Genomic DNA, 23,622 nt, shown 5'->3' with positions numbered 1-23,622 from the left:
ATTTTTAAAGGAAGAATTGAGTAAAAGGGCTTTTGCTGGTCTTACATTAAGTATATTTTCGGTAATAATATTAGGATATTCTCCTGATAACATTTCAAATGGAAATTTCTTATTAGGTTTTTTATCAGCTTTAGTTTGTGTATTAGGATGGTCATTAGAAAGCGTTATATGCGCCTATGGTATGAGAGATGATGAAGTAAGTTCAACTCAAGCACTACAGATAAGACAATTTGTATCTGCTATATTTTATGGAATAATAATAATTCCTATAATAGGAGGAGTTGGATTATCTAAAATTATTATTACATCTAATTTATCAATTTTAATATGTTTTATAGCGCTTATTGGAACGGCATCATACATGTTTTATTATAAAGCAATAGATAGGGTAGGACCGGTAAAGGCTACAGGCTTAAATATAACTTATTGTATTTGGTCTATAATATTTGACGTAGTTATTTTAGGAAATTGTATTACATTAAAGTTAATTTTATGTAGTGTTCTTATAATAATAGGATCTATTATGGTATCTAAAAATTAATTTTATATAAGGAGTTTATTTTATGAGAGCAATACTTTTAGCAGCAGGGATGGGAACACGACTTAGACCATTAACACTTACAACACCAAAATCATTAGTAGAAGTTAATGGTAAGCCTATGTTAGAGAGACAAATAGAATTTTTAAGAGAAATTGATATTGATGAGATAATTGTTGTAACAGGATATTTAAATGAAAAATTTGAGTATCTTAGAGAAAAATACGGAGTTAAACTTATCCATAACGAGAAGTTTGATATATATAATAATATATATACTATGTATTTAGTTAGAGAATATATAGGAGATAGTTATGTTATAGATGCAGATGTTTATCTTAATAGAAATTTTTTAGAAAGAGATATAGAAAAATCTACATATTTTAGTGGTTATAAAACTGGATTTAAAAATGAATGGAAATTAGAATATGATGAAAATAATAAAGTATCTAATATTATTGTAGGTAATGGAGAAGGATATATTCTATCTGGAATATCATATTGGAGTAAAAGTGATGCAAGTATTATAAATAAGGAATTAGAAAAGTATATAGAAAATGGAAAATTTAAAGATTTATACTGGGATGATGTAGTTAAAGATAACTTATCTAAATTAGATGTATATATAAGAAAAATTAAAAGTGAAGATTCATTTGAAGTTGATTCTCTAAGGGATTTGTCAAATTTAAATGAATTATTAAACATTATCTAAAAATTAGCTTGAATAATGAAAGAGGTTATATTCTATAAAAATAATATATAATCTCTTTTTTTATTCAAAGATTTTAATTATTACAGAATCTATAATATAAAAAACTATAAAAAAAGGTTGATATATATAAATTATAGAAATATATATTATAAGTATATAAAAACAAAAGGGGGATAGGTATAATGAAACTTGATGAGAGGTTATTAAACTTAAGAAAGCAAAAAGGCTTATCTCAAGAGGAGTTAGGGAAGAAGATAAAGGTTTCTAAGAATACTATTTCAAAATGGGAAAGAGGATTGTCTTATCCAGACTTTGAGAACTTAGCTATTTTAAGTGATTTTTTTGAATTAAGTTTAGAAAAACTTATGAAAGATATTGATGTTAATAATATTATAAATAAAAAATATATAGATTTTAGATATAAAATTAGTATAATTTTTAAGAGTATAATAAATATTTTTATAGGTCTAGGGTGGATTTTATTAGTTACCTTAATTTTAGGGATAATAGGGTCTCTAATGGAGAAAGGGATTAGATAAATTGATTATCAACTATGTAAATGGTAAAATATAACATATAAATTAAATCAATTTTGGAGGCTTATAATGAACAACACCGAGGATTTAAAACCAAAAAGCATAGTAAGTAATGTAGTATTTATAATTTTATTTAGTATATTTTTCGTAAATAATGCTTACGATGTATATCTTAATCATATGGAAATTAATATGACTATGGGGATAGCAATACTAGATTTGGCACTTATAGTATTAAATGTTAAGGATTTAACTAATAAGAAAAAACACAATAGAGAACTAGAACAGCTTAATCATTAATTATATTTAAATTTCAAGATAAAAAAGTACTAATCTATAGTTAATAAAACTATAAAATTAGTGCTTTTTTATTTTATATAGATATAAAAAAATTTTTACGTTATAGTTATTTATAAAAGGAGAAAATACTATGAATAAAAGCTTTAAAATATACATAAAAAATAATAAAAATAAGTAAGGGGAAATAAATGGTTAGAATTTTATTAGACGAAGTAGAAATTAATTTAAAAGAAAAAGAAGATTTTAGTTGGATAAAAAATTATGGAAAAGTATTTTGTGTTTTTGATCAACAAGATTCAGGTAACATATGCTTTGGAGTAGATGATGGGGAAAATAAAAAATTTATTAAATATGCTGGAGCAAAAACAATAAATTATAAGGGTGATTTGGAGGAAGCTATAAATAGATTAAAAAAATCAGTAAAAATTTATGAAGATTTACAACATGATAATTTAATTAAACTTATAGAACATTTTCAAATAAATAATGGCTATGCATTAATATTTGAATGGGTAAATGGAGACAATTTACATCCTCATTGGAAATTTAACACTTATGAAAAGCACAATAATATAAATTCACCTTATTTTAAACATAAAAATATGAATATGAAAAATAGGATAGAATCCATAAATAAAATATTTGAGTTTCATAAACATGTTGAAGAGAAGGGGTATGTAGCTATTGATTTATATGATGGAAGTATAATGTATGATGATAAAAATCATGTAACTAAAATTTGTGATATAGATTTATATAATAAAGGATATTTAGTTAATGAAATAGGAGAGGAATTTTGGGGTTCTAAAAGATTTAAATCTCCTGAAGAAAAAACAAAGTCAATGATAATCGATAATAAAACTAATGTCTATAACCTAGGGGCTTTAGCTTTTGGACTTTTAGGAGGAGAACTAGACAGGTCTTTTGAAAAATGGGAAGTTGATGAAAAGTTATATAACATAGCTCTAAAAGCAGTAAGTGAAAAGAAAGAAGATAGATATAATAGTGTTTTGGATTTTTATAATGACTGGATTAGAGAAAGTAGAAATTATATATAAATAAGATTTATAAAGGGGGATTTTAATGAAAGAGGTAAAATTAAAAAATGGGGAAGTTGCAATTTTAAGAGAGCCTACAAAAGACGATGCACAAGCTATGATAGATTATTTAAATGCAATTGGAGGTGAAAGTGACTTTTTAACTTTTGGTAAAAATGAATTTTCAGCGAGCTTAGAAGATGAACAAGATTATATAGAGGCAATAAACAAAATGGAGAACTCAAAATGTATAATAGCTGTTGTAAATAATGAATTAGCAGGTATTATTTCTATAAATTCAGTAAAAAAAGCTAGAATGAAGCATAATGGAACTTTGGGAATAAGTTTTAGACAAAAATATTGGGGAATGGGGCTTGGTAGCGAGTCTATGAAATATATTATACAATGGGCTAAATCTAACAATATAACAAAGAAGATAAACCTTTTAGTTAGAGAAGATAATTATAGAGGGATTAAATTATATGAAAAGTTTGGATTTGAAAGAGAAGGATTATTAAAGAAAGATATATGTGTAAATGGAGTTTATTATAATACTATTGCTATGGGACTTTATATAGATTAAAAGACTTTAAAATATTGCTTACATAGGAGATTATAAGATGAAAGACATTAAAATTAGAAAGTTATCTAAAGTAGATGAAATACCATATAAATTACTATACAGTGCTGACCCATCAATTGAATCAGTTAATGATTATTTAGATAGAGGAGATTGTTATATTGCATATAATAATGATGAAGTTTTAGGAGTATATGTTTTAATAAAAACAAGACCATCAATCTTAGAAATTGTAAATATTGCTGTTGAAGAAAGTTATCAAGGTAGTGGAATAGGTAAAAAATTAGTAGCTAGTGCAATAGATAAAGCAAGAGAATTAAAAGTAAAAACTTTAGAGGTTGGAACGGGAAATTCAAGTATATCTCAGCTAGCATTTTATCAAAAATGTGGTTTTAGAATAGTAGGAGTAGATAAAGATTTCTTTAAAAAACATTACAAAGAAAAAATTGAAGAAAATGGAATTGAATGTATAGATATGATTAGATTAAGTATAGATTTATAAAATTTGATAAAAAATAAATATAATATTGGGAATCGTTATAAAATTGTAAAACTTTATAACGATTTTTTATTTATAATTAATATATATGTATTTTACTAAAAAGGAGAATTATTATGAAAAAGTTTTTGAATTTTGTTTTTTGTACCATATTTATAGCATATTTTTTAATTTTACTAGATACTGTATTCTTTTTTAGAACTGGAGATAGTATGAGATCGGTTAATTTAATTCCTTTTAAAAGTATTACTCAGTATGTAAATGTTTATGATGGAGTTAGACACAAGTTAGTAGATATGAATATTTGGGGAAATATATTAATGTTTATTCCTTTTGGAATATATTTAATGATATTTTTAAAAGAAAAGTCTTTAATAAAAGGAATTTTAATAACTGTACTTGCTAGTTTAATTATAGAGATAGTTCAATTTATATTTGCACTTGGAAGTAGTGATATAGATGATATAATTCTTAACACAATAGGTGGTTTAATAGGTATATTAATATATAAAATATTAATGTTTATAACAAAGGATTCTAAAAAGGTTAAAACCATAATTACTATATTATCTGGAATAGTTGGATTTCCAGTAATATTTATAACTATAATGCTTTATGTTTACAATAGCTAAAAAATAGGGGGATAAAATTATTGAAAAGAAAAGTGGTTATATCATGGGGAATTGTACTTGGATTAGTATTATTTATTGGATTAATGAAAAAAGATTTGATTTTAAATATGTTAAAACCATCAAGAGAAATTGTTATTGGCTATCCAGATGAAAATCACCCAGAAGATATGCTTAATATAGAAAAAATGTTAAATGATTATAAAGATCAACATAAAATCGACTTATTTGATGCACTACTTTATAATGCAAAAGATATAGAAAATATAAATTTAGATCCTAAAAAAATGGATGTACAAATAATGATAAATAGTCCAAGAGAGTGTATTGGATTAATGGAATTAAGATTATGGTTTAAAGATGATATATGTTTAATTGGAAATAGAGTAGGTGAAAACTTTGATGAAATTAGATTAAAAAAATTAGACAAAGAATCAACTAAAACTTTAAAAGAAGTTATTGGATATAAAAAGTAAATCTCTGTGATAATTAAATGTAAATTTAACTTTAATTTAATAAAAAGAAGTGAAAATTTTAAAAAGTTTCATAGTTTTGTTAAATTTTTGAAAACTATTGATTTATTTAATTAAATTTACATATAATTAATTAACAAATTAATACAATAATACCTATAAAATTATTACAGGGGGTTAATATGAAAAAACAATATCTAGATACTTTAGTTATAGGATTTGCCTTATTTGCTATGTTCTTTGGAGCTGGAAATTTAATATTTCCACCATATTTAGGAGTAGTATCAGGTGAATACTGGTTATTAGGTTTTTGTGGATTCGTTTTAGCAGATGTAGGATTAGCGTTACTAGCAATATTAGCTGCAGCAAAATGTGATGGGGATATAAGTAGGGTCCTATCAAGAAGTGGAAAGACACTATCTAAAATATTGGCAACAGCAATTATGATTTGTTTAGGTCCGCTATTAGCAATACCTAGAACGGGGGCTACAACATTTGAAATGGGTATAGAACCAATTTTTAATGGATTTAGTCCAGTATTATTTTCGGTAATATTCTTTGGACTGACAATTATACTTACCATAAAACCGTCTAAAGTAGTAGATATTATAGGAGAATATTTAACACCTGCATTATTAGTTGCATTGGTATTTTTAATCATAATGGGGATTGTATCTCCACTTGGAGATTTAAATCAACCACAAATGATAGATGGAATTTTTGCAGAAGGTATAGCACAAGGATACCAAACAATGGACCCCTTAGGAGCAATAGCCCTATCAGCTGTAGTAATAATCTCAATTACACAAAAGGGATATACGAAAGAGTCACAAAAAGTAAAGATAACACTTCAAGCAGGAATTATTGCAGGGGTAGCTTTATTTATAGTATATGGAGGATTAACATATTTAGGATCTACAGTTGCACATCAATTTAAAGGTATAAACCCATCAGATATAAATCAAACAGCTTTAATAGTAGGTATAACAGAACAATTATTAGGTTATCCTGGTAAAATAGTATTAGCACTAATTGTTGGGCTAGCTTGTTTGACAACATCTATAGGGCTTGTTTCAGCAACAGCTCAATATTTTACAAAGATGTCTAATGGAAAAGTAAAATATGAAACTATAGTAGTAGGAGTCTGTATATTTAGTGCATTGGTTGCAAACTTTGGAGTTAGTGCAATAATAAAATTTGCATCACCAATTTTAACAGTAATATATCCTGCTACGATTGTACTTGTATTAATGACTTTATTTAATAATAAAATTAAAAATGATAACACATTTAAAGGAGCAACATATGTAGCTTTAATCATAAGTATACTTACTGTTATAGATAACATGGGAGTTAATGTATTTTTTATAGAGCACTTACCTTTTTATAAGTTAGGTTTTAACTGGATAATACCTACTATAATAGGTGGGATAATAGGAAGTTTAATAAAGCAAAAAGAGAAACAAGAGATTAATTAGTATTTTTAATATATTAATTTTATATATAAAAAAAGTCGTATCATAATTTATTGATAGGGCTTTTTTATTATGAAGAATTAAAAATAAAGGAATAATTATGAGATAGGTATAATATAAAAGTAAATGGGGGTTAGATATTTAATTGAATTTAATAATGTCAGATTGAAGGGGATTTTAATATGGATAAATATATAGTTAATGAAGATGGAAAAATATTTTATAAAGTAATTGGTGAAGGTAAGCCAATCCTTTTTATACATGGAGGACCTGGATTAACTCATAATTATTTTTTACCACATTTTTTAGAACTTGCTAAGTTAAATTATAAATTAATATTTTTTGATCAAAGAGGCAATGGAAAGTCTACCTATTTAAATAATAGTAAATATATAAATATAGATCAATTTACAAATGATATTGAAATTTTAAGAAAAGAATTAAACATAGATAAACTAATAATATTTGGACATTCTATGGGTACTTTTTTTGCTATGGATTATGCGAAAAAGTTTCCACAAAATGTTGAAAATCTAATTTTATGCAATGCTACACCAATGAATTTAAATGCACTTGGAAAGATGAATGAAATAATGATTAAAAGACTTAACCCATATACCAAAGACCTAGATAACATAACAAACACAGTAAATTTTAAAAACTATGATAAAGATACTTTGAAAAAATATCTAGTAGAGCTTAATAGACATAACTTTTTTGATGAAACCCTTGTATATAAGTTATTTGATGGTGTTGATATAAATGAAAGCTATATAAAAAATTTTGAATTTATAAATACAACATTGCTTAATGAGTATGTAAATTTATTAAGTGATTATGATATAAGTAGTATAGAATCACCAATTTTAATAATAAATAGTGATTATGATTTTATACCAATAGAATCTAGTCTTTATATAAAAAATAAAGTAAATCAATGTGAGATAAAAACAATATATAAATCAGGACATTATCCTTTTATTGAAAAAACAGAAGAAGTTATAAATACTATAGATAGTTACTTAAAAAAATTTGAAGTTTAAATAAAAAATATAAGTGGGTAGTTAAATACTTTTAAGCAACTTAACTACCCACTTATATTTGATAAAATCTACTTTTCCCAATGAGAAGGCCTAGTTATATAACTAGGTAATTTTGTAGTTATATCACCTTTAGCAGAGTTAACCTGAAACTGAGTAATATATAAGCTTTTACTAAAATCAGCACCTTTTATATTTGCATCTCTAAAATCAGCTCCGATAAGGTCAGCACCATCTAAGTTTGAACCAGAAAGATTAGCGGCAATAAGAAGACTCCCTCTTAACTTAGCTCCTTTAAGATCAAAATTTCTAAGGTCTTTACCTATAAAATCAAAATCATTTTTAATTTTTCTTTTACCTTTAGGCAAATTTTTATTTAAAAATCTAGGTCTATAATTATCACTGACTTTAAGTAATAATTTATTAACTTCTTTTCTATGAGAATCTAAATCAAAACTTAAAATAGATTTTGGTTTAAGTAAAGAAATTTCATAGGTTTTTTCTATCATATCTAAAATATTGGTATCATTTGAAACTAAATAAGCTTGATTTAGATACCAAAGCATTTCATGGATTTGTCTCATTACAACAAAAACATCAAACATTTCTTTTGAAGAAATAGAATCATTTTTCCAGTCAACACCTTTGTATGTTATTTGGCACACCTTTTGACCTGCACCAAAGCAATCAAAGTTAGTACAACCTTTAAGATTTTTTTTATAAAGTGAACTGTGAATACTGCATTTAAAATAATTTTCTAAGTTTAAACAAGGTTTACCAGAATCCTTATTAAAAGGAAAGCCATCGGACTTAGAAAAGTATAAAGATACGCAGCATAGTCCAAAACATTTTTCACAATCTATTTTATAGCTATGTATATCATTAGCTGGTTGCATTAAAATCCCACCCTTTTATATTTTTTTACATATTAATGATATAGTATTTTATTTATTTTTACAAATTGATATTAAACATATAAAATAGTGAACATTTGATTGTAAATAAAGAGGAACTTTGTTAATAAAAATCTAATATAAACTTATAACTATAAATTTTATTAATTAAATATAGGAGGTTATAGATGATAAAGGGCTATGCAGATTTAAAAGGAACGATTGAGTATTTTAAAAACAAACAAAAATCAGATAATTGGGTAGTAAAAACGGACAGACTTTGTTACTCAAAGTTAGGCTTAGGAACTTATATTGGAGATTTTAGTGAGGAACACTCAAAATTTTTTAAAGAATCAATTGCATATGCATTGTTAAATGGAATTAACTTTATAGATACATCCATAAACTATAGAGGAATGATATCTGAAAGAGATATTGGATTTGTACTTACAAAACTTATAGAAGGAAATATTTTAAAAAGAAATCAAATGATAATATCATCTAAAGCTGGGATAATACCTGGTGATGGAGAAATAATGCTTAGACCTATTAACTATATGCAAGAAAAGCTTCTTAACACAAAAATACTTGATAAAGAAGATGTATATATGGAAGATACTTTATGGCTTACAATGAATCCAAAGTATTTTGAATATGCTATAGATATAAGTAGAAAACATTTAAACTTAGAAACTATCGATATTTATTATATGCATGAACTAGAACTGTCTATGAAACATTATGGAGCAGAAAAGTTTTATAAAAAATTAAAAGATATAGTTATTGCATATGAAAATATGGTTGATGAAGGAAAAATTAGAGAATATGGTATGGCTACATGGGATGCTTTTCAACTAGATCCTAAAGATGAAAAATATATATCTCTTGAAAAAGTTATGGAAGTAGTTCAAAGTGTAAGAGCAAATCATCATTTTAAGCATTTAATGGTTCCAATAAATTTAAAAAATAGATTATGTGTTGAAAATAAAAATCAAAAATATAAAGATGATGTACTTACAATTGTTGAATGTGCAAAAAAATATAATATTGAAATCCACATTAGTGGACCTTTAGGTCAAGGAGAAGCTAAAGATTATTTAGAAGTTAAAGAATACATAAGATATTTAGTTGAAAAAAGTGGGTGCAATTCTTATTTTATTGGAACTAAAAATATTAATCATCTAAAAGAAAATATAGAGATTACAAAAGAGTTACTTGATTAGGAGGAAAATCAAGTGCACATTGAAAATGATAAATTCTATTTAACTAAAATTTCAATTAAAGATTATGAAGAAATTATAAAAATATATAATTCAAACGAACAATTTTTAAATATACATCAAGATACAAAATCAATAACTAAACATTGGCTAGACAAAGAAATGAAAACTATGAAAAAAGAAGGATTTTTATCTTATAAGATAGTAGAAAAAACATCAAATCAAATAATAGGGATAATAGATTTTAAAATATCAAATCAATCATATATATCATTAATCATAATACATAAAAAATATCAAAATAAAGGCTTAGGAAAAGAAGTATATAATTTAATTGAAAGCTATCTAAAGCAAAGAAATAGTATATCTATAAAAATAGATGTTGTTAAAAATTATAATAAAAATGTTATTAACTTTTGGTTAGAAAATGGGTTTGAAATTATTGAAGAGATAAATTTAAATTGGAATGGAAAAGTACTAAATGCATTAACAATGGAAAAAATAATTTAGATGGAAATATTTACATAATATTCTGAAATAGGTATACTTTAACTAAAGTATTATATAAAAGGGGATTGGACATTGAAATTAAAAAGTTATGTAGGAATAGCAATTTTAACTTTAGCAATGACTGGATGTAGTATTAAAGATAAAGAAGAAAATTTAGATACTTCAAATCAGAATAGTTTAAATCAGAGTGTAGAAAAAAATGATGAAGATAATAAATATCAAGAACTATTAGAGCTAGCTGATAAATTTAGAGAAAGTTCATATAGTAGTGAAGAAAATCTTAAAGAACGATCTATGGAAGAATCTATAGATTATGTAAAAAGTATAATTCCTAATGATTCAAAAGAAATTGAAAACGTATATGAAAAAGAAGTCGGAGTAAATCAAGTTATATATGAATATGAAGGGCAAAAAATTGAAGTAAGATATATGCATCCTTACAAAGAAGATGGAAACAATGTAGATGAATATGATTTGAATAAAACTGTGGGTATATACATTGGTTTTTTATAAAATTAAATAAAAAAGCTAGGTACATGTAATTGTGCCTAGCTTTTTTTATTTAATTTTATAGATTTATATTTAAGATTTCTTAAGATTTACTTATAAATAAGTTAATATCTATCTTTTAAAATTACATTATCAAAGAAAAACATGAACTTAAGGAGAAGATAGATATGAAAATAAAGATAATAATAGTAGCAGGAATATTGGCATTAGTAGCTTTTTTTATAAGTTTAAAGGATTCAAATTTAGAGTATAATATTATGTGTAACTTTATTAAACCATCAAAGAATGTAGACAATAAAGTAAAGGATAAAAATATAGATTCAAACTTAATACTAGTTAATAAAGACAATCCATTAACATCAAATTACAAACCTAAAAATTTAACAAAACTTAATATACCTTTTGTTGAAGATTCAATTGAAGAAGAAAAATATATGAAGACAGTAGGAGCTAAAGCAATCAAGCAGTTATTTGAACAAGCTAAAAAAGAGGGAATCGAATTTTTAGGTACATCAGCTTATAGATCTTATCAAACTCAAGAAGAAACCTATTTAAATAGAGTTAATTCAGTAGGAAAAGAAGAAGCCGATAAATATGTTGCAAAACCAGGTAAGAGTGAACATCAAACTGGATTGGCTATAGATGTAACAAATAAAGATAGATGGTTTGTAAAGTCTACAAAGGAGGCTAAATGGTTAGAAGAAAATGCTTATAAATTTGGGTTTATATTAAGATATCCAGAAGATAAAACTGAAATAACTAAAATAGCTTATGAGCCATGGCATATAAGGTATGTAGGAAAAAAGGTAGCAAAGGAAATTTATGAAAAAGAAATAACATTTGAAGAATATATAGAAAGCAAAAATAATTAAATAGGGGGCGGTTTAAATTGAAAAATAAAATTCTTATTGTAGATGATGACAATGAAATAAGAAACCTTTTAGAAATATATCTTTCTAATGAAGGGTTTGATATTGTAAAGGCAAATGATGGACAAGAGGCTCTTGATATTGTTGAAAAAGAAGATATAAGGTTAATTGTATTAGATGTTATGATGCCTAAATTAGATGGAATTGAAGTTTGTAAAAGAATAAGACACAAATTAAATATACCAATTTTAATGTTAAGTGCAAAATCTGAAGATATGGATAAAATAAAGGGAATTATGACTGGTGCAGATGACTACATGACAAAACCTTTTAACCCATTAGAATTAGTTGTAAGAGTAAAATCTCTTTTAAGAAGAGCTTATTATTTTAACAATAATTCCAATTCTAATCAAAGTATAAATATTATAAATATAGAAAATTTAGTCATAGATAAAAATCAACATAAAGTAACAGTTGAAGATAAAGAAATTCCACTGACTTCTAGGGAATTTGATATTTTATACTTACTTGCATCTAATAGAGGAATTGTATTTAGTTCAGAAGATATATTTAGAAAAGTATGGAAGGAAGATTACTATCAATCAAATAATACGGTTATGGTACATATGAGTAGAATAAGAGATAAAATAGAAAAATATATGGATGGGCATAAAGTAATTCATACAGTATGGGGAGTGGGATATAAAATTGAAAAATAAAACAGATAATAATCTACTTATATTTAGATATATGTTTCAACCAATTATATACTTTATTTTAAGCGGACTCTTAGCAACAGGAATTTTATATACTTTATATGCCGTTTTTGACAATCTTTATAGATCAGCAAAATATACAATAGTAAATAATGCGGTAGACTATTTTATGTATATAAAAAGAGTTTTTTTAGGAGATTTAATTTATGCAATTTTATTTATTTTAATAACTTTTATTATATATGCATTAATTTCATACAAGAGGAGTCAGAACATAATTTTATTAATAAATAGTGTTAAAAAAATGGCAGATGGGAATTTAGAACAAAAAATAGAAATAGAAAATCCTAAAAAAGTAAAAGAACTAGCTAATAATATAAATACAATAGTTGATAGATTAAGAGATATAACTATAGAAGAGAGAATAGCACAACAAACTAAAACTGATTTAATCACTAATGTTTCACATGACCTTAGAACTCCACTAACTTCAATAATAGGATATTTAAGTTTAATCGAAGAAGATAAATACAAAGATGAAGTTCAGCTAAGATATTATACTAATATAGTTTATGAAAAAGCTAAAACATTAAATTTACTTATTAATGATTTGTTTGATTTAACAAAAATGCAAAATAACTCTATGCCTATGGATAAAATACAAATTAATTTGGTAGAGCTAATTGGACAGATAGTATCCCACTTCGAGTTTTTATTTGAAAAGGAAAAAATCAAATGTAGGGTTAAATTTTCAGAGGATAAATTTATAATTATGGCAGATCCAATTAAATTAGTTAGAGCTTTTGAAAATTTAATTACTAATGCTATGAAGTATGGAAAAGATGGCGGATATATTGATGTTGTAACAAGTAAGGAAAAATCTATGGCAGTAGTTGAGATAATAAACTATGGAGAATCTATACCTATACTAGATTTACCTCATATATTTGATAGATTCTATAGAGTTGAAAAATCTAGAAATAGAAATGATGGAGGGTCTGGTTTAGGACTGGCAATAACTAAAAATATTATAGAACTTCATTTAGGAGAAATATCAGTAACTAGTGATAATATAAAAACAGTATTTAAAGTTAAATTGCCAATAATTGAATAAATTTTATAATAATATAAGAAAATGTTTATTTAAAATGTTTTCTTATTTTTAATTAAAAAATATCGAAAAACAATAAAAATATATTGAATATATTAAAAATCCGTGCTATTATTAATCATGCAAATTAATAAAACAAGGAGAGAAATTTATGAAAAAAGAATATAGAAACTTAAAAAAATTTATAGGTATAAGCTGTATGGTTATAGTAGTATTAGTTATATTTACAGGGATTAAAATCAATTCAGATCCATTATTTCTAGATAAAATTAGAACATCAATTTTAACTGATGAATATTTTACAAAGATAGAAAAAGATGGTGTAGTAGATAAGGATAGAGAAAAAGAAGATAGCACATGGAAATATAAATATGATATTCAAGCTTATAATAAAAATGGTAAAGCTATCAAAGTTAGCTTTTACGCAGAAAAGAATCTAAGAAAAGGTGCTTATCTTAAATTAAATGTACAAGGTGGCAAAGATAAAAACGGTGTATATAGTATTAGTAGCTATGAGGAAGTAAATGAAACTAGTTTACCAAGTGTTGTTAAGAAAAAATTATAAATTAAAATAAAAAAAGATAGTGCATAAATAAGTCACTATCTTTTTTTATTTTAATTTAAGTTACTAAACTTTGTATATCTACTAGATACTTTTAAAAGGTATATATAAATTACACCGCCGATGAAACCACCTAAAGTATTTAGCCATAAGTCATCTATCTCACAAAATCTATAAGGGATAAATCCTTGAACAAATTCTATAAATAGTGATGATAAAAAGCAAGTAACAATAGTTTTATTTAAGTCAAATCCACTTTTAGAATATGTAAAAAATCCAAAAGGAACGAACAGTAGTATATTACCTAAAGTTTGGTATAGAAAATATCCAAAGCTATAATTTTTATATAATGATATTACAACTTTAAATGGAATTATATTGTATATTTCAAAACCTTTATAATCAACATTAAACTTAATTGGAAACATAGTAGCAGCCATTATAGCAACGATAGATATGTAAAATCCAAAATTAGTAATCTCTATTTTAAAATCCAATTTATAGTTTTTAATAAATAAATATACTCCCCTAAAAAATATATAACATATTATAAAATTAATTAAAATTAAAAAATCAAATTTTAATTCCAAAATATAACCTCCTAAAAATTTAATCATAGGTGATTATATCCTATTTTAAATATATGAATTCAATAATAAATATAAAAGCAAAAATGAAAACAAACTTGTAACAAATACATTAAAATTATTTTAAATTATTTGAAATTTGTATATAATAATACGTAGGCAAAAATTAGATATTGGAGGAAGTTATGAGTAATTTAGCAAAATCAGCATTTTGGCTTATGGTAGTCACTATGCTATCAAAGGTATTAGGGTTTGCAAGAGAAATAGTACTTGGATATTTTTATGGAACAAGTGCATATAGTGATATATATATAACAGCAATGAATATACCACTAGTAGTATTTGCTGCAATTGGTTCAGCTTTAGCTACAACTTTTATACCATTATACCATGAGGCGCTAGAAGAAGGTGGGAAAAAAGGTGCACTAAAGTTTTCAAATAATATTATTGGGATAGTTAGTATACTTAGTATATTGTTAGCGATACTTGGATATATATTTGCAGAACCATTGGTAAAATTATTTGCAATGAATTTTACGGGGGAGAAGTTGGAATTAACTATTCACTTTGTAAGAATAATGATAATAGGAATATTATTTATAGGATTGAGTTATATAATGACTTCATACTTACAAATTCAAGGGGATTTTACTATACCAGGTATGATAGGATTTCCAAATAATATAATAATAATAATATCTATTATTATGAGTGCTATTATGAAAAATATAGATATATTAGCTATAGGTGGATTACTTGCTATGTTATCGCAATTTTTATTTCAAGTTCCATTTGCAATAAAAAAAGGATTTAAGTTTAAATTATCAATAGACTTTAAAGATAAATATTTAAGAAAGATGTTATGGTTAGTATTACCTGTATTTATTGGAGTTGCAGTAACTCAAGTAAATACCATGGTAGATAGAAGCTTAGCATCAGGTTTGGGTGATGGAGTTATAACCTCGTTAAATAATGCTAATAGACTAAATGGATTTGTGTTAGGATTATTTATAGCAACTTTAGGAGCTATTATTTATCCTACACTTTCTAAGTTATCTACTGAAAATAATAAGGAAAAATTTGCGGAATCTGTAGCTACAAGTGTAAACTGTGTAAATTTAGTTTCATTACCAACTACTATAGGAGCTATAGTTTTAGCAACTCCTGTTGTTAGAATATTATTTCAAAGAGGTGCATTTGATGAAAGATCAACAGCTCTTACGGCAACAGCTTTAGTATTTTATTCAGTAGGTATGGTAGGTGTTGGATTAAGAGATATATTAGGAAAAGTATTTTACTCATTAAAAGATACTAAAACACCTATGATAAACGGAATAATAGCAGTTATTCTTAATATAGTTTTAAATATAGCTTTAGTAAAAGTTATGGGACATGGTGGGTTAGCATTAGCAACGAGTTTATCAGCTATTATATGTATATTATTACTATTTGGTAGCTTAAAGAAAAAAATAGGTTATTATGGACAAGATAAGATAAAAAGTACATTTTTAAAATCATTAATATCAAGTCTCATAATGGGAGTTGTAACATACTTTATATATAAATTTTTAAGTGGTATGTTAGGATTAGGATTTATACAAGAGGCTATATCTTTAGGTGTATCTGTAGCAATAGGGGCTATAGTTTATGCTATACTGGTAGTAGCTTTAAAAGTTGAAGAAATAGATATGCTTATTGATATGATAAAGAAGAAAATCGGGAAAGCTTAGGGGAGATGAAATGATGAAAAAGAGAGTTAGAAAAGCAATAATACCAGCAGCTGGACTTGGAACAAGATTTTTACCAGCAACAAAATCACAACCAAAGGAAATGCTACCAATAGTTGACAAACCAACTCTTCAATATATAATAGAAGAAGCTGTAAATTCAGGAATAGAAGAAATATTAATTGTAACAGGAAGAAGTAAAAAATCTATAGAAGATCACTTTGACCGTAGTATAGAACTAGAGCTTGAACTTGAACAAAAAGGAAAATTAGATATGCTAAAAATAGTTCAAGATATATCTAATATGGTAGATATATATTTTATACGTCAAAAAGAACCTAAGGGACTTGGACATGCAATATATTGTGCAAAAAGCTTTGTTGGAGATGAACCATTTGCTGTACTTTTAGGAGATGATATAGTAGATAGTGAGAAACCTTGTTTAAAGCAACTTATAGGAGCTTATGATGAATATAATACTTCTATATTAGGAGTTCAAGAAGTAGCAAAAGAAAATACAGATAAATATGGAATACTAGATGTTAAACATATTGAAGATAGAGTTTACAAAGTAAATGATATGGTAGAAAAGCCTAAGGTAGAAGAAGCACCATCAAATATTGCTATATTAGGAAGATATATAATTACTCCAGCTATATTTGAAATACTTGAAAATCAAAAACCAGGAAAAGGTGGAGAAATTCAACTTACAGATGCCCTAAAAACTTTAGGGGAACATGAAGCTATATATGCATATAACTTTGAAGGAAAAAGATATGATGTTGGAGATAAGTTAGGATTTTTAAAAGCAACAGTTGATTATGCATTAAAAAGACCAGAACTTAAGTCTGACTTTATAGAGTTTTTAAAAGAGAAGGTAAGTTTAGAAAATAACTCTAAAGAAGATATAATAGATGAAGCTGCTATAACAAAAGAAGAATAATAAAAAAGCTACTTATTAATAAGTAGCTTTTTTATTAGTTATTTTTTATATGAACATCCATTTGAGGATAAGGAATATTGATTCCCTCTTCATCAAATTTAATTTTAACTTTTTCTAGTAAGCTAGCATGTATAGTCCAATAATTTTTAGAATCACACCAAACTCTAACTGCAAAATCTATTGAACTTGGACCATGAGCAACCATTCCTACAAAAGGAGCTGGATCATATAGAATAAGGTCTTGAGTTTTAACTATATCACTTAAGACATTTTTAACATGATTTATGTCATTGTCATAACTAACATTAAAAACTAAATCAACTCTTCTTGTTGCTTTAGCAGAATAGTTTACTAAACTTCCATTTGATAAAGTTCCATTAGGGATTAATATCAATTTATTATCTATAGTAGTAAGTTTAGTGTAAAAAAGACCTATTTCTTCTACAGTACCTTGGTATATACCTGTTTCTATGTAATCTCCAACTTTGAAAGGTCTAATTAATAAGATTATAAAGCCTCCAGCAAAGTTAGATAAACTTCCTTGAAGAGCTAAACCTATAGCAACCCCTCCAGATGCTATTAAAGCAGCAAATCCTGTAAGTTGGACATCCCAGTATCCAAGTATTATTATAAATAATAATAATTTTAAAGATATTTCTACAAAAGCATGTAAAAACTTGGTAAGTGTTATATCTACAGATTTTTTTTCTAAAAACTTAGTAAAGTGTTTTACTACTTTTTTTATAACTTTTAAACCTATGAATATAGCTAGAAGACCAATTATAAGTTTTATTCCATAGCTTGTTACCCAACTTATAAAGTGTTCAGTTAATTTATCTAAGGGCATATTACTTAATTTTTCAACTTCATTAGTTACTGATTCGGCTACATTAGTAGTCAAATATAACACCTCTTTCCTATTAGAAATTCTACTAGTAGATAATACAATAATATTCGACAAATGTCTACAATATGAGATTAAAACTAAGCCATATACAAAAATTGGAATATATAATGAAATTTAAACAGTATAAATATAATATAAAAAAATGTACATATAATTGGATAAAGAGAAAAGCTTAAAATTAAGAATATAATTACTTTTTAGAAAGGGGCAATCATAAAATAGATAAAAATAAAGGGTAAAGCATTTAAGCTTTACCCTCCATAGGATAGTTAGTGATAGTTTTATTATATACAATGTTGAGGGGAAATGGCAGTTCCCCTTATGACTATATAATACGGATGAAATTAACAAAACTTTACAATAAATATAATAAAATTTAAAATTTATATTCTTGTGAATAGGATTTAATAAAAAGAAGCCTACACATTATATGCATAGACATCCTTTATAATATCATTGTGAGGGGAAATGGCGAGTCCCCTTATGTTATATTTTTCGGTTAAATATATTAAAGCTTAAGTGGAAATTTGAAAAAATTAAAAAATAAATCTAAAATATTCATAGTACTTTATATGCTAGATTTTAATTACTTAATATATTTAATTGTATAACCATTAGACTTCAAAATATGTAGAATACCATTTTTGCCAAATAAGGAGTAATAACTTATAGCTACTGCATAGGTTTTCTTATCATTTATTAAGGAATCTATTTTATCTGAAGTCATATGGTTAATGGTGTAGTTTTCAGTATTATCAAATCTATAAGAGTTTTCTTCAAAAAATCTTGCATTTCCATCAATGAAAGCTTTCACAACTTTTTTTGAAAAATCTATTTTTGTTTTCATGGAATTATAAGTGAAAGAATTAATTAGTTTTTTAAATTTATTTATATAAAACGTATTAGAATTATAATCCTTTAAAGCTACTATTTCTTTTTTATCTTTTATATATATATTAGTTAAATAACTGTCAAATTTATTTTCTGTTAAACCAGATTTATAAGCTAATAATTTATCAATAACTTCTAAAAATTTATAAGGAGTTAAATTAGCTATATCTTTATAATTTAAATTAAAATACTTTAATAAAGCATTAAAGTTTTTTTCTTCTTCTTTATTTAAATAGTATTTTAATTGATGATTTTTTGAGGAACAACTGTTTTTAGATGTATATATATTCTCATTTACTAAAAGTACATCAGTATTATACAAAACCTTTGTTAAATTTCCACTTAGAAAGTTAGTATGTTTGTCTATGTAAGGAATAGTACAAATTAGATATATAGAATTATTTCCTTTAGTAGCTTTAAAATAAATTCCTTTAGCTTTAGGAGTGGATATATTCTCTATGATTGAAGTAACTATTATCATGAGAATAACTAAACCCACCCATTTTAAGATGTTTTTTCTTGTAGAATTTTTCATAAAAATCACCTTTTCTTGTATATTATATATAAATTATATCAAATAAAAAAAATAGAAAACACCTATTTAAGTAGAATAAAATATTAAAGTGGAAGCTTAATTATAAAAAATGAATATTATAGTTAAAATTATATAAACTCAAATGTATATCTATAGTTTTTTACATAATAATGATAGTAGAGTTTACTAATACAATATGAAATTTTAACTAGTATTAGGTGTTTTTTAACTGTCAAGTATTTTATTTAACAGTCGTATAACTAATCTAAGTAAAGGTTAGAGGTGATACAATGATTAATAATATAGACTTATTAAAAATGGCAGCACTAATGTCAAATAATTATACAAGTGGCTGTAGTTGTAATTGTAATAAAACAAATGAAGCATTTGATATGTTGATAATGGGATTAATAAAAGCTATAAGTAATACAAATCCAATTGTAAGTAGTAGTAAAAATATAAATCAAATAATACAACCCAAGGTTCAAGATCATAATCTAGAAACAGTAAATACAGTACATAACAGTAATAAACTAAAACTAGGCTCTAAAAATCAAAATATAAATACACAGATAGATAATGCTATAGCTATATCATCGCAAAAGTATGGAGTTGATAGCAATTTAATAAGAGCAATAATCAAAGTAGAGTCAGATTTTAATCCAAAATGTGAATCATCAGCAGGGGCGAAGGGTTTAATGCAGTTAATGCCGGAAAACTGTAGAGACTTAGGAATAAATGATCCATTTGATATAGTACAAAATATAGATGGAGGAACAAGACATATAAAAGAATACTTAGATAGATATAACGGAAATAAAGAAATGGCTTTAATGGCATACAATGGAGGGCCGACAAGAATGAGTAGAAGAGGAGTTAAATCTCCTGAAGATATATATTTAATGCCAAGAGAAACACAAAATTACGTACCTAAGGTAATGAAATATTATAGAGTATAATTAAATGACCATAGGAGTTTAGTGGTTGATGTGGGGAGATTAGACTATGAATTATAGGCACTTAATAAAAATAAGAGAAAAAATACTCTTGCGAAAGAAAAAGAAAGATAAATTAACAGGAGTATATAATAGAGATTATTTTCAAAAATACACAAGTAAAAAATTAAATGGAACTATAATAAGAGTCAGAGTAGAGGGCATTAATTTTATAAGTTTAAATTATGGAGTTGAAAAGGGTGAAATGTTATTTTCATCAATAGCTAGAAGACTAAATCAAATTTGTAATTTTAATGAGATGCTTTTATCTAGGACATCAAGGTATGATTTTACTGTGTATGCATCTGTTTTAGATAGCAAATCAATAAGTCAATTTATAGAAAATACAATGACGATGTTAATAAATAGTATAGAAGAGATTTACAAAATATATATAAATTTTAATATGGCAGCAGTTATATATGAAAAAGAGAATTTAGACATACATGATGCAACGAACAAGTTAGATGTATGTATGACGAATTTATTAAAAAAAGGAAGTACATTTGAAATATATAATGATAAATATGATGACTGTATAAGTATAAAATCTATAGAAAAAGGTATTGAAAATGGAGAGATAAAGGTATATTATCAACCAAAAGTTAACCTGAAAAATGGGAAAATAGCCGGAGTTGAAGCTCTAATAAGGTGGTTTAGCGAGGAACATGGTTATATACCACCAGATAAAATAATAGAGTTTTGTGAAGAGTGCGGATATATAAACATATTAGGTAAATGGATACTAGAAAATGCATGTAGAGATATAAAATATTTAAATGAAACAATGAATACAAATATAGATTTATCAGTTAATATATCCCCACATCAACTAGATAAAGAAAATTTTACTGTAGATTTAGTACAAAGTTTAAAAAAAATTAAATTTAAATTTGACTTATTGAAACTTGAAATAACAGAAAGTGAAAATATAGAAGGCATAATAAAAATAAATGAGATAATAAATGAAATAAAAAGAACTGGAATAAAGATTTCAATAGATGATTTTGGTAAAGGATTTAATTCTATTAACTATATAAAAAACTATAATGTAGATGAAATAAAACTAGATAAGTCTTTAGTAGAGTATATGAATATAAATCCAATGTTTATTGAAAGTCTAATAAATATGATTCATACAACTAAAGCAAAAGTTGTAGCTGAAGGAGTAGAAACGGAACTTGAATATAGAAAATTGAAAAACACAGGATGTGATTTAGTTCAAGGCTACTTTTGCTATAAACCGATGAGCTTATATGAATTAATAGATGCGGTTGGAGAAGAAAAATATATGAGCAATAAAGAGTTAAATATGATTTAACTAAATAGAGGTTGAATATGAAAATAAGAGAGTTCAAAGTTTTAACAGAAAGTAGTAATATAGAAGCGAGGAAAGTAAAACCAGGGGCAAGTTTTCACGATAGCTTTAATCAAATAAATAGACTAAAAACAAAAGAAGAAGTTGACGGATATATAAATCAAATTAAAGACCTAGGAAAGCAATTAGTGAATACTAAAGGTTATTCTGATGTCATTAGATATAAGCAAGTTATCCAAAAATACTTAAAATCTGTTGTAAACTATGCCTATGAAGTAGATAGAAAAGATAGCTTTTGGAATAATAATTACTTTAGGACTGTAAATGTCGTAAATGAAAAGCTAGAAAGTTTAACAAGAGATTTTTTAAGTGATGAAAAAGAAAATATTGATATAGCATCAAAAATAGATGACATTAATGGATTATTAATTGATTTATATATGTAGTATAGAGGAGAGACATAATTTATGCAAAAACAAGGAGAAACACAATTCGTTTATGAGCCTAAATTTGAACAGTTAGTAGAAGGCGAAAAAGAGGCTATAAATGCTGTAGAGTCAATAGCTCAAGCAGCAATGAAACTAGAAGTAGAGGTGGGATATACTCATCAAAAAATAGAAAAAATAGTAAATCTTAAAGTCGGTGATGTGTTAGTACTTGAAAAAAGCTTAGAAGACCCATTAGATATAAATGTAAATGGTGTAAATATAGCTAGTGGTGAGAGTATGATAATACATGATAAAATAGCCGTAAGACTATCAAAGATAAAATCAATGCAAGAAGAAGATTAAATTCTTGAGGAGGTAATGTTTTGAAAGTTACTAATGATAGCAAGGTAGCGTTTAATAATATATATAAGATGGAAAAAGTAAAAAATCACAATAATTATAATAATAAAAATAGTGCAGATAGATTAGAACTATCTGAACTAGGAAAATATTTAAGCAAAGTTAACTCAAAAGAAGAAGTGATGGATATGGAAAAAGTTAATAAACTTAAAAAACAAATAGAAAGTGGTACTTATAAAATCGACTCTAGAGCTTTAGCTAAAAAGATAATAGAGAAACTTTAGGAGGAGAAAAATTTGAATCCAGAATTAAAAGTTATAATTTATGAAGAAAGAAAGCTATTTAACAAATTACTTAATTTATTAGATGAACAACATGATTACATAGTTAATAAAGAAGTAACAAAGATGGATAAGATAGCAAAAGAATTAGAAAGTTTAGCAAGAGAAATAGCAAAGATTGAAATACAAAGAAGAGAGATAACTTCATCAGATATCTCTATGAGCTCTTTGATTGAAAACTGCGAAGATGAAAAAATCAAAGAAGCTTACAATGAGATAACATCTAACATAAAAATGATAGAACTTCAAAAAGAAACAAATCAAACACTTTTAAAACATAGATTGTTTTTTACAAAGAAAATGATGAATGTTATAAAACCAAATCAAGGAATAGGTACTTACGATGCATATGGACAAGTAGGTAAGTAGGAAATGGAGAG

Annotated in this window: 30 protein-coding genes; 26 read left to right on the top strand and 4 right to left on the bottom strand. The window is 25.3% G+C overall.

The genetic code is table 11. From position 1 onward, the window contains the following. Nucleotides 1-16: 16 nt before the first annotated feature. The 11 genes from ATCC9714_RS17595 (at nucleotide 17) to ATCC9714_RS12395 (ending at nucleotide 7,822) form a co-directional block, all read left to right on the top strand. The gene (locus tag ATCC9714_RS17595) at nucleotides 17-541 is read left to right on the top strand and encodes an EamA family transporter (RefSeq protein WP_021122627.1); all 525 of its coding nucleotides are present in this window, start codon (nucleotides 17-19) and stop codon (nucleotides 539-541) included. 22 nt (nucleotides 542-563) lie between these two features. Further along, nucleotides 564-1,250 (top strand): sugar phosphate nucleotidyltransferase, encoded by a 687-nt coding sequence (locus ATCC9714_RS12440; RefSeq protein WP_057545519.1) that lies wholly within the window; start codon nucleotides 564-566, stop codon nucleotides 1,248-1,250. Nucleotides 1,251-1,432: 182 nt separating this feature from the next. Beyond that, the gene (locus tag ATCC9714_RS12435; protein ID WP_021122625.1) at nucleotides 1,433-1,789 is read left to right on the top strand and encodes a helix-turn-helix domain-containing protein; all 357 of its coding nucleotides are present in this window, start codon (nucleotides 1,433-1,435) and stop codon (nucleotides 1,787-1,789) included. 66 nt (nucleotides 1,790-1,855) lie between these two features. Next, nucleotides 1,856-2,086 carry a hypothetical protein gene (locus tag ATCC9714_RS12430; RefSeq protein WP_057545520.1) on the top strand — a complete coding sequence of 77 codons (231 nt, stop codon included), beginning with the start codon at nucleotides 1,856-1,858 and terminating at the stop codon, nucleotides 2,084-2,086. A gap of 188 nt (nucleotides 2,087-2,274) precedes the next feature. Then, on the top strand, nucleotides 2,275-3,144 hold the full coding sequence (locus ATCC9714_RS12425) for a protein kinase domain-containing protein (protein ID WP_057545521.1): 870 nt from the start codon (nucleotides 2,275-2,277) through the stop codon (nucleotides 3,142-3,144). Nucleotides 3,145-3,169: 25 nt separating this feature from the next. Beyond that, on the top strand, nucleotides 3,170-3,706 hold the full coding sequence (locus ATCC9714_RS12420; RefSeq protein WP_021122622.1) for a GNAT family N-acetyltransferase: 537 nt from the start codon (nucleotides 3,170-3,172) through the stop codon (nucleotides 3,704-3,706). 37 nt (nucleotides 3,707-3,743) lie between these two features. Further along, nucleotides 3,744-4,205 (top strand): GNAT family N-acetyltransferase, encoded by a 462-nt coding sequence (locus tag ATCC9714_RS12415; protein ID WP_021127114.1) that lies wholly within the window; start codon nucleotides 3,744-3,746, stop codon nucleotides 4,203-4,205. Between the two features lie 113 nt (nucleotides 4,206-4,318). Beyond that, complete coding sequence (locus ATCC9714_RS12410) at nucleotides 4,319-4,834, top strand: VanZ family protein (protein ID WP_021122620.1); 516 nt, start codon at nucleotides 4,319-4,321, stop codon at nucleotides 4,832-4,834. A gap of 20 nt (nucleotides 4,835-4,854) precedes the next feature. After that, nucleotides 4,855-5,307, top strand: a complete 453-nt coding sequence (locus ATCC9714_RS12405; protein WP_057545523.1) for a hypothetical protein — start codon at nucleotides 4,855-4,857, stop codon at nucleotides 5,305-5,307. Between the two features lie 179 nt (nucleotides 5,308-5,486). Next, the gene (gene brnQ, locus ATCC9714_RS12400) at nucleotides 5,487-6,782 is read left to right on the top strand and encodes a branched-chain amino acid transport system II carrier protein (protein ID WP_057545524.1); all 1,296 of its coding nucleotides are present in this window, start codon (nucleotides 5,487-5,489) and stop codon (nucleotides 6,780-6,782) included. 179 nt (nucleotides 6,783-6,961) lie between these two features. Beyond that, nucleotides 6,962-7,822 carry an alpha/beta fold hydrolase gene (locus ATCC9714_RS12395; RefSeq protein WP_057545525.1) on the top strand — a complete coding sequence of 287 codons (861 nt, stop codon included), beginning with the start codon at nucleotides 6,962-6,964 and terminating at the stop codon, nucleotides 7,820-7,822. Nucleotides 7,823-7,890: 68 nt separating this feature from the next. Here the strand turns inward: ATCC9714_RS12395 and ATCC9714_RS12390 are convergent, their stop codons facing one another. Next, the gene (locus ATCC9714_RS12390) at nucleotides 7,891-8,715 is read right to left on the bottom strand and encodes a pentapeptide repeat-containing protein (RefSeq protein WP_057545526.1); all 825 of its coding nucleotides are present in this window, start codon (nucleotides 8,713-8,715) and stop codon (nucleotides 7,891-7,893) included. A 185-nt stretch (nucleotides 8,716-8,900) separates the two neighbouring features. On the opposite strand from ATCC9714_RS12390, the gene ATCC9714_RS12385 reads away from it, so the two are divergent. The 7 genes from ATCC9714_RS12385 (at nucleotide 8,901) to ATCC9714_RS12355 (ending at nucleotide 14,213) form a co-directional block, all read left to right on the top strand. Then, nucleotides 8,901-9,935, top strand: a complete 1,035-nt coding sequence (locus ATCC9714_RS12385) for an aldo/keto reductase (RefSeq protein ID WP_057545527.1) — start codon at nucleotides 8,901-8,903, stop codon at nucleotides 9,933-9,935. Between the two features lie 12 nt (nucleotides 9,936-9,947). Continuing rightward, entirely contained in the window at nucleotides 9,948-10,442 is a 495-nt protein-coding gene (locus ATCC9714_RS12380; RefSeq protein WP_057545528.1) for a GNAT family N-acetyltransferase, read from the top strand. Between the two features lie 72 nt (nucleotides 10,443-10,514). Beyond that, on the top strand, nucleotides 10,515-10,955 hold the full coding sequence (locus ATCC9714_RS12375; RefSeq protein ID WP_021122609.1) for a hypothetical protein: 441 nt from the start codon (nucleotides 10,515-10,517) through the stop codon (nucleotides 10,953-10,955). Nucleotides 10,956-11,119: 164 nt separating this feature from the next. Next, nucleotides 11,120-11,824, top strand: coding sequence for a M15 family metallopeptidase (locus tag ATCC9714_RS12370; RefSeq protein ID WP_054631528.1), 705 nt, complete (start codon nucleotides 11,120-11,122; stop codon nucleotides 11,822-11,824). A 17-nt stretch (nucleotides 11,825-11,841) separates the two neighbouring features. Then, complete coding sequence (locus ATCC9714_RS12365; RefSeq protein WP_055331159.1) at nucleotides 11,842-12,540, top strand: response regulator transcription factor; 699 nt, start codon at nucleotides 11,842-11,844, stop codon at nucleotides 12,538-12,540. Then, entirely contained in the window at nucleotides 12,530-13,651 is a 1,122-nt protein-coding gene (locus ATCC9714_RS12360; RefSeq protein ID WP_057545529.1) for a sensor histidine kinase, read from the top strand. Before ATCC9714_RS12365 ends, ATCC9714_RS12360 begins: the two co-directional genes overlap by 11 nt. A gap of 148 nt (nucleotides 13,652-13,799) precedes the next feature. Then, nucleotides 13,800-14,213 (top strand): YxeA family protein, encoded by a 414-nt coding sequence (locus ATCC9714_RS12355; protein ID WP_055331161.1) that lies wholly within the window; start codon nucleotides 13,800-13,802, stop codon nucleotides 14,211-14,213. 50 nt (nucleotides 14,214-14,263) lie between these two features. Here ATCC9714_RS12355 and ATCC9714_RS12350 read toward each other — a convergent pair whose 3' ends face one another. Beyond that, nucleotides 14,264-14,800 (bottom strand): VanZ family protein, encoded by a 537-nt coding sequence (locus ATCC9714_RS12350; RefSeq protein ID WP_054631532.1) that lies wholly within the window; start codon nucleotides 14,798-14,800, stop codon nucleotides 14,264-14,266. Nucleotides 14,801-14,982: 182 nt separating this feature from the next. Here ATCC9714_RS12350 and murJ point away from each other — a divergent pair, with 182 nt between their 5' ends. Both murJ and galU read left to right on the top strand, forming a co-directional pair. Continuing rightward, on the top strand, nucleotides 14,983-16,527 hold the full coding sequence (gene murJ / locus ATCC9714_RS12345) for a murein biosynthesis integral membrane protein MurJ (RefSeq protein ID WP_054631533.1): 1,545 nt from the start codon (nucleotides 14,983-14,985) through the stop codon (nucleotides 16,525-16,527). A gap of 13 nt (nucleotides 16,528-16,540) precedes the next feature. Beyond that, nucleotides 16,541-17,467, top strand: coding sequence for a UTP--glucose-1-phosphate uridylyltransferase GalU (gene galU / locus ATCC9714_RS12340; protein ID WP_057545530.1), 927 nt, complete (start codon nucleotides 16,541-16,543; stop codon nucleotides 17,465-17,467). Between the two features lie 34 nt (nucleotides 17,468-17,501). On the opposite strand, the gene ATCC9714_RS12335 is transcribed toward galU, so the two are convergent. Then, nucleotides 17,502-18,368 carry a mechanosensitive ion channel family protein gene (locus ATCC9714_RS12335; protein WP_021127102.1) on the bottom strand — a complete coding sequence of 289 codons (867 nt, stop codon included), beginning with the start codon at nucleotides 18,366-18,368 and terminating at the stop codon, nucleotides 17,502-17,504. Nucleotides 18,369-18,960: 592 nt separating this feature from the next. After that, nucleotides 18,961-19,746 (bottom strand): TraB/GumN family protein, encoded by a 786-nt coding sequence (locus tag ATCC9714_RS12330; RefSeq protein WP_196333216.1) that lies wholly within the window; start codon nucleotides 19,744-19,746, stop codon nucleotides 18,961-18,963. A 344-nt stretch (nucleotides 19,747-20,090) separates the two neighbouring features. Here ATCC9714_RS12330 and ATCC9714_RS12325 point away from each other — a divergent pair, with 344 nt between their 5' ends. Genes ATCC9714_RS12325 through ATCC9714_RS12300 form a run of 6 tightly spaced genes read left to right on the top strand, consistent with a single transcriptional unit; the run spans nucleotide 20,091 to nucleotide 23,611 of the window. Continuing rightward, nucleotides 20,091-20,759, top strand: coding sequence for a lytic transglycosylase domain-containing protein (locus tag ATCC9714_RS12325; RefSeq protein ID WP_057545532.1), 669 nt, complete (start codon nucleotides 20,091-20,093; stop codon nucleotides 20,757-20,759). A 46-nt stretch (nucleotides 20,760-20,805) separates the two neighbouring features. Then, nucleotides 20,806-22,116, top strand: coding sequence for a GGDEF domain-containing phosphodiesterase (locus ATCC9714_RS12320; protein WP_021127099.1), 1,311 nt, complete (start codon nucleotides 20,806-20,808; stop codon nucleotides 22,114-22,116). A 17-nt stretch (nucleotides 22,117-22,133) separates the two neighbouring features. Next, nucleotides 22,134-22,559 carry a YaaR family protein gene (locus tag ATCC9714_RS12315; RefSeq protein WP_054630124.1) on the top strand — a complete coding sequence of 142 codons (426 nt, stop codon included), beginning with the start codon at nucleotides 22,134-22,136 and terminating at the stop codon, nucleotides 22,557-22,559. 21 nt (nucleotides 22,560-22,580) lie between these two features. Further along, nucleotides 22,581-22,904: a FliM/FliN family flagellar motor switch protein gene (locus ATCC9714_RS12310; RefSeq protein WP_021124835.1), complete on the top strand. Its 324-nt coding sequence runs from the start codon at nucleotides 22,581-22,583 to the stop codon at nucleotides 22,902-22,904. A 20-nt stretch (nucleotides 22,905-22,924) separates the two neighbouring features. Further along, nucleotides 22,925-23,185, top strand: a complete 261-nt coding sequence (gene flgM / locus ATCC9714_RS12305) for a flagellar biosynthesis anti-sigma factor FlgM (protein WP_021124834.1) — start codon at nucleotides 22,925-22,927, stop codon at nucleotides 23,183-23,185. 12 nt (nucleotides 23,186-23,197) lie between these two features. Beyond that, nucleotides 23,198-23,611, top strand: a complete 414-nt coding sequence (locus ATCC9714_RS12300) for a flagellar protein FlgN (protein ID WP_054630126.1) — start codon at nucleotides 23,198-23,200, stop codon at nucleotides 23,609-23,611. Nucleotides 23,612-23,622: the final 11 nt, after the last annotated feature.

Origin of the sequence: Paraclostridium sordellii, from assembly GCF_000953675.1 — a bacterium.
GTDB lineage: Bacteria > Bacillota > Clostridia > Peptostreptococcales > Peptostreptococcaceae > Paraclostridium > Paraclostridium sordellii.
This window is presented reverse-complemented; position numbering and strand designations above follow the sequence as displayed.

Bases quoted from the DNA above. Each gene is read 5' to 3' on its own strand.
- ATCC9714_RS12325 (WP_057545532.1), top strand. From the start codon at position 20,091: ATGATTAATAATATAGACTTATTAAAAATGGCAGCACTAATGTCAAAT.
- ATCC9714_RS12385 (WP_057545527.1), top strand. From the start codon at position 8,901: ATGATAAAGGGCTATGCAGATTTAAAAGGAACGATTGAGTATTTTAAA.
- ATCC9714_RS12430 (WP_057545520.1), top strand. From the start codon at position 1,856: ATGAACAACACCGAGGATTTAAAACCAAAAAGCATAGTAAGTAATGTA.
- ATCC9714_RS12320 (WP_021127099.1), top strand. From the start codon at position 20,806: ATGAATTATAGGCACTTAATAAAAATAAGAGAAAAAATACTCTTGCGA.
- ATCC9714_RS12395 (WP_057545525.1), top strand. From the start codon at position 6,962: ATGGATAAATATATAGTTAATGAAGATGGAAAAATATTTTATAAAGTA.
- ATCC9714_RS12440 (WP_057545519.1), top strand. From the start codon at position 564: ATGAGAGCAATACTTTTAGCAGCAGGGATGGGAACACGACTTAGACCA.
- ATCC9714_RS12390 (WP_057545526.1), bottom strand. From the start codon at position 8,715: ATGCAACCAGCTAATGATATACATAGCTATAAAATAGATTGTGAAAAA.
- ATCC9714_RS12310 (WP_021124835.1), top strand. From the start codon at position 22,581: ATGCAAAAACAAGGAGAAACACAATTCGTTTATGAGCCTAAATTTGAA.
- galU (WP_057545530.1), top strand. From the start codon at position 16,541: ATGAAAAAGAGAGTTAGAAAAGCAATAATACCAGCAGCTGGACTTGGA.
- ATCC9714_RS12420 (WP_021122622.1), top strand. From the start codon at position 3,170: ATGAAAGAGGTAAAATTAAAAAATGGGGAAGTTGCAATTTTAAGAGAG.
- brnQ (WP_057545524.1), top strand. From the start codon at position 5,487: ATGAAAAAACAATATCTAGATACTTTAGTTATAGGATTTGCCTTATTT.
- ATCC9714_RS12410 (WP_021122620.1), top strand. From the start codon at position 4,319: ATGAAAAAGTTTTTGAATTTTGTTTTTTGTACCATATTTATAGCATAT.
- ATCC9714_RS12435 (WP_021122625.1), top strand. From the start codon at position 1,433: ATGAAACTTGATGAGAGGTTATTAAACTTAAGAAAGCAAAAAGGCTTA.
- ATCC9714_RS12415 (WP_021127114.1), top strand. From the start codon at position 3,744: ATGAAAGACATTAAAATTAGAAAGTTATCTAAAGTAGATGAAATACCA.
- ATCC9714_RS12330 (WP_196333216.1), bottom strand. From the start codon at position 19,746: ATGATAATAGTTACTTCAATCATAGAGAATATATCCACTCCTAAAGCT.
- ATCC9714_RS12370 (WP_054631528.1), top strand. From the start codon at position 11,120: ATGAAAATAAAGATAATAATAGTAGCAGGAATATTGGCATTAGTAGCT.
- ATCC9714_RS12315 (WP_054630124.1), top strand. From the start codon at position 22,134: ATGAAAATAAGAGAGTTCAAAGTTTTAACAGAAAGTAGTAATATAGAA.
- murJ (WP_054631533.1), top strand. From the start codon at position 14,983: ATGAGTAATTTAGCAAAATCAGCATTTTGGCTTATGGTAGTCACTATG.
- ATCC9714_RS12355 (WP_055331161.1), top strand. From the start codon at position 13,800: ATGAAAAAAGAATATAGAAACTTAAAAAAATTTATAGGTATAAGCTGT.
- ATCC9714_RS12425 (WP_057545521.1), top strand. From the start codon at position 2,275: ATGGTTAGAATTTTATTAGACGAAGTAGAAATTAATTTAAAAGAAAAA.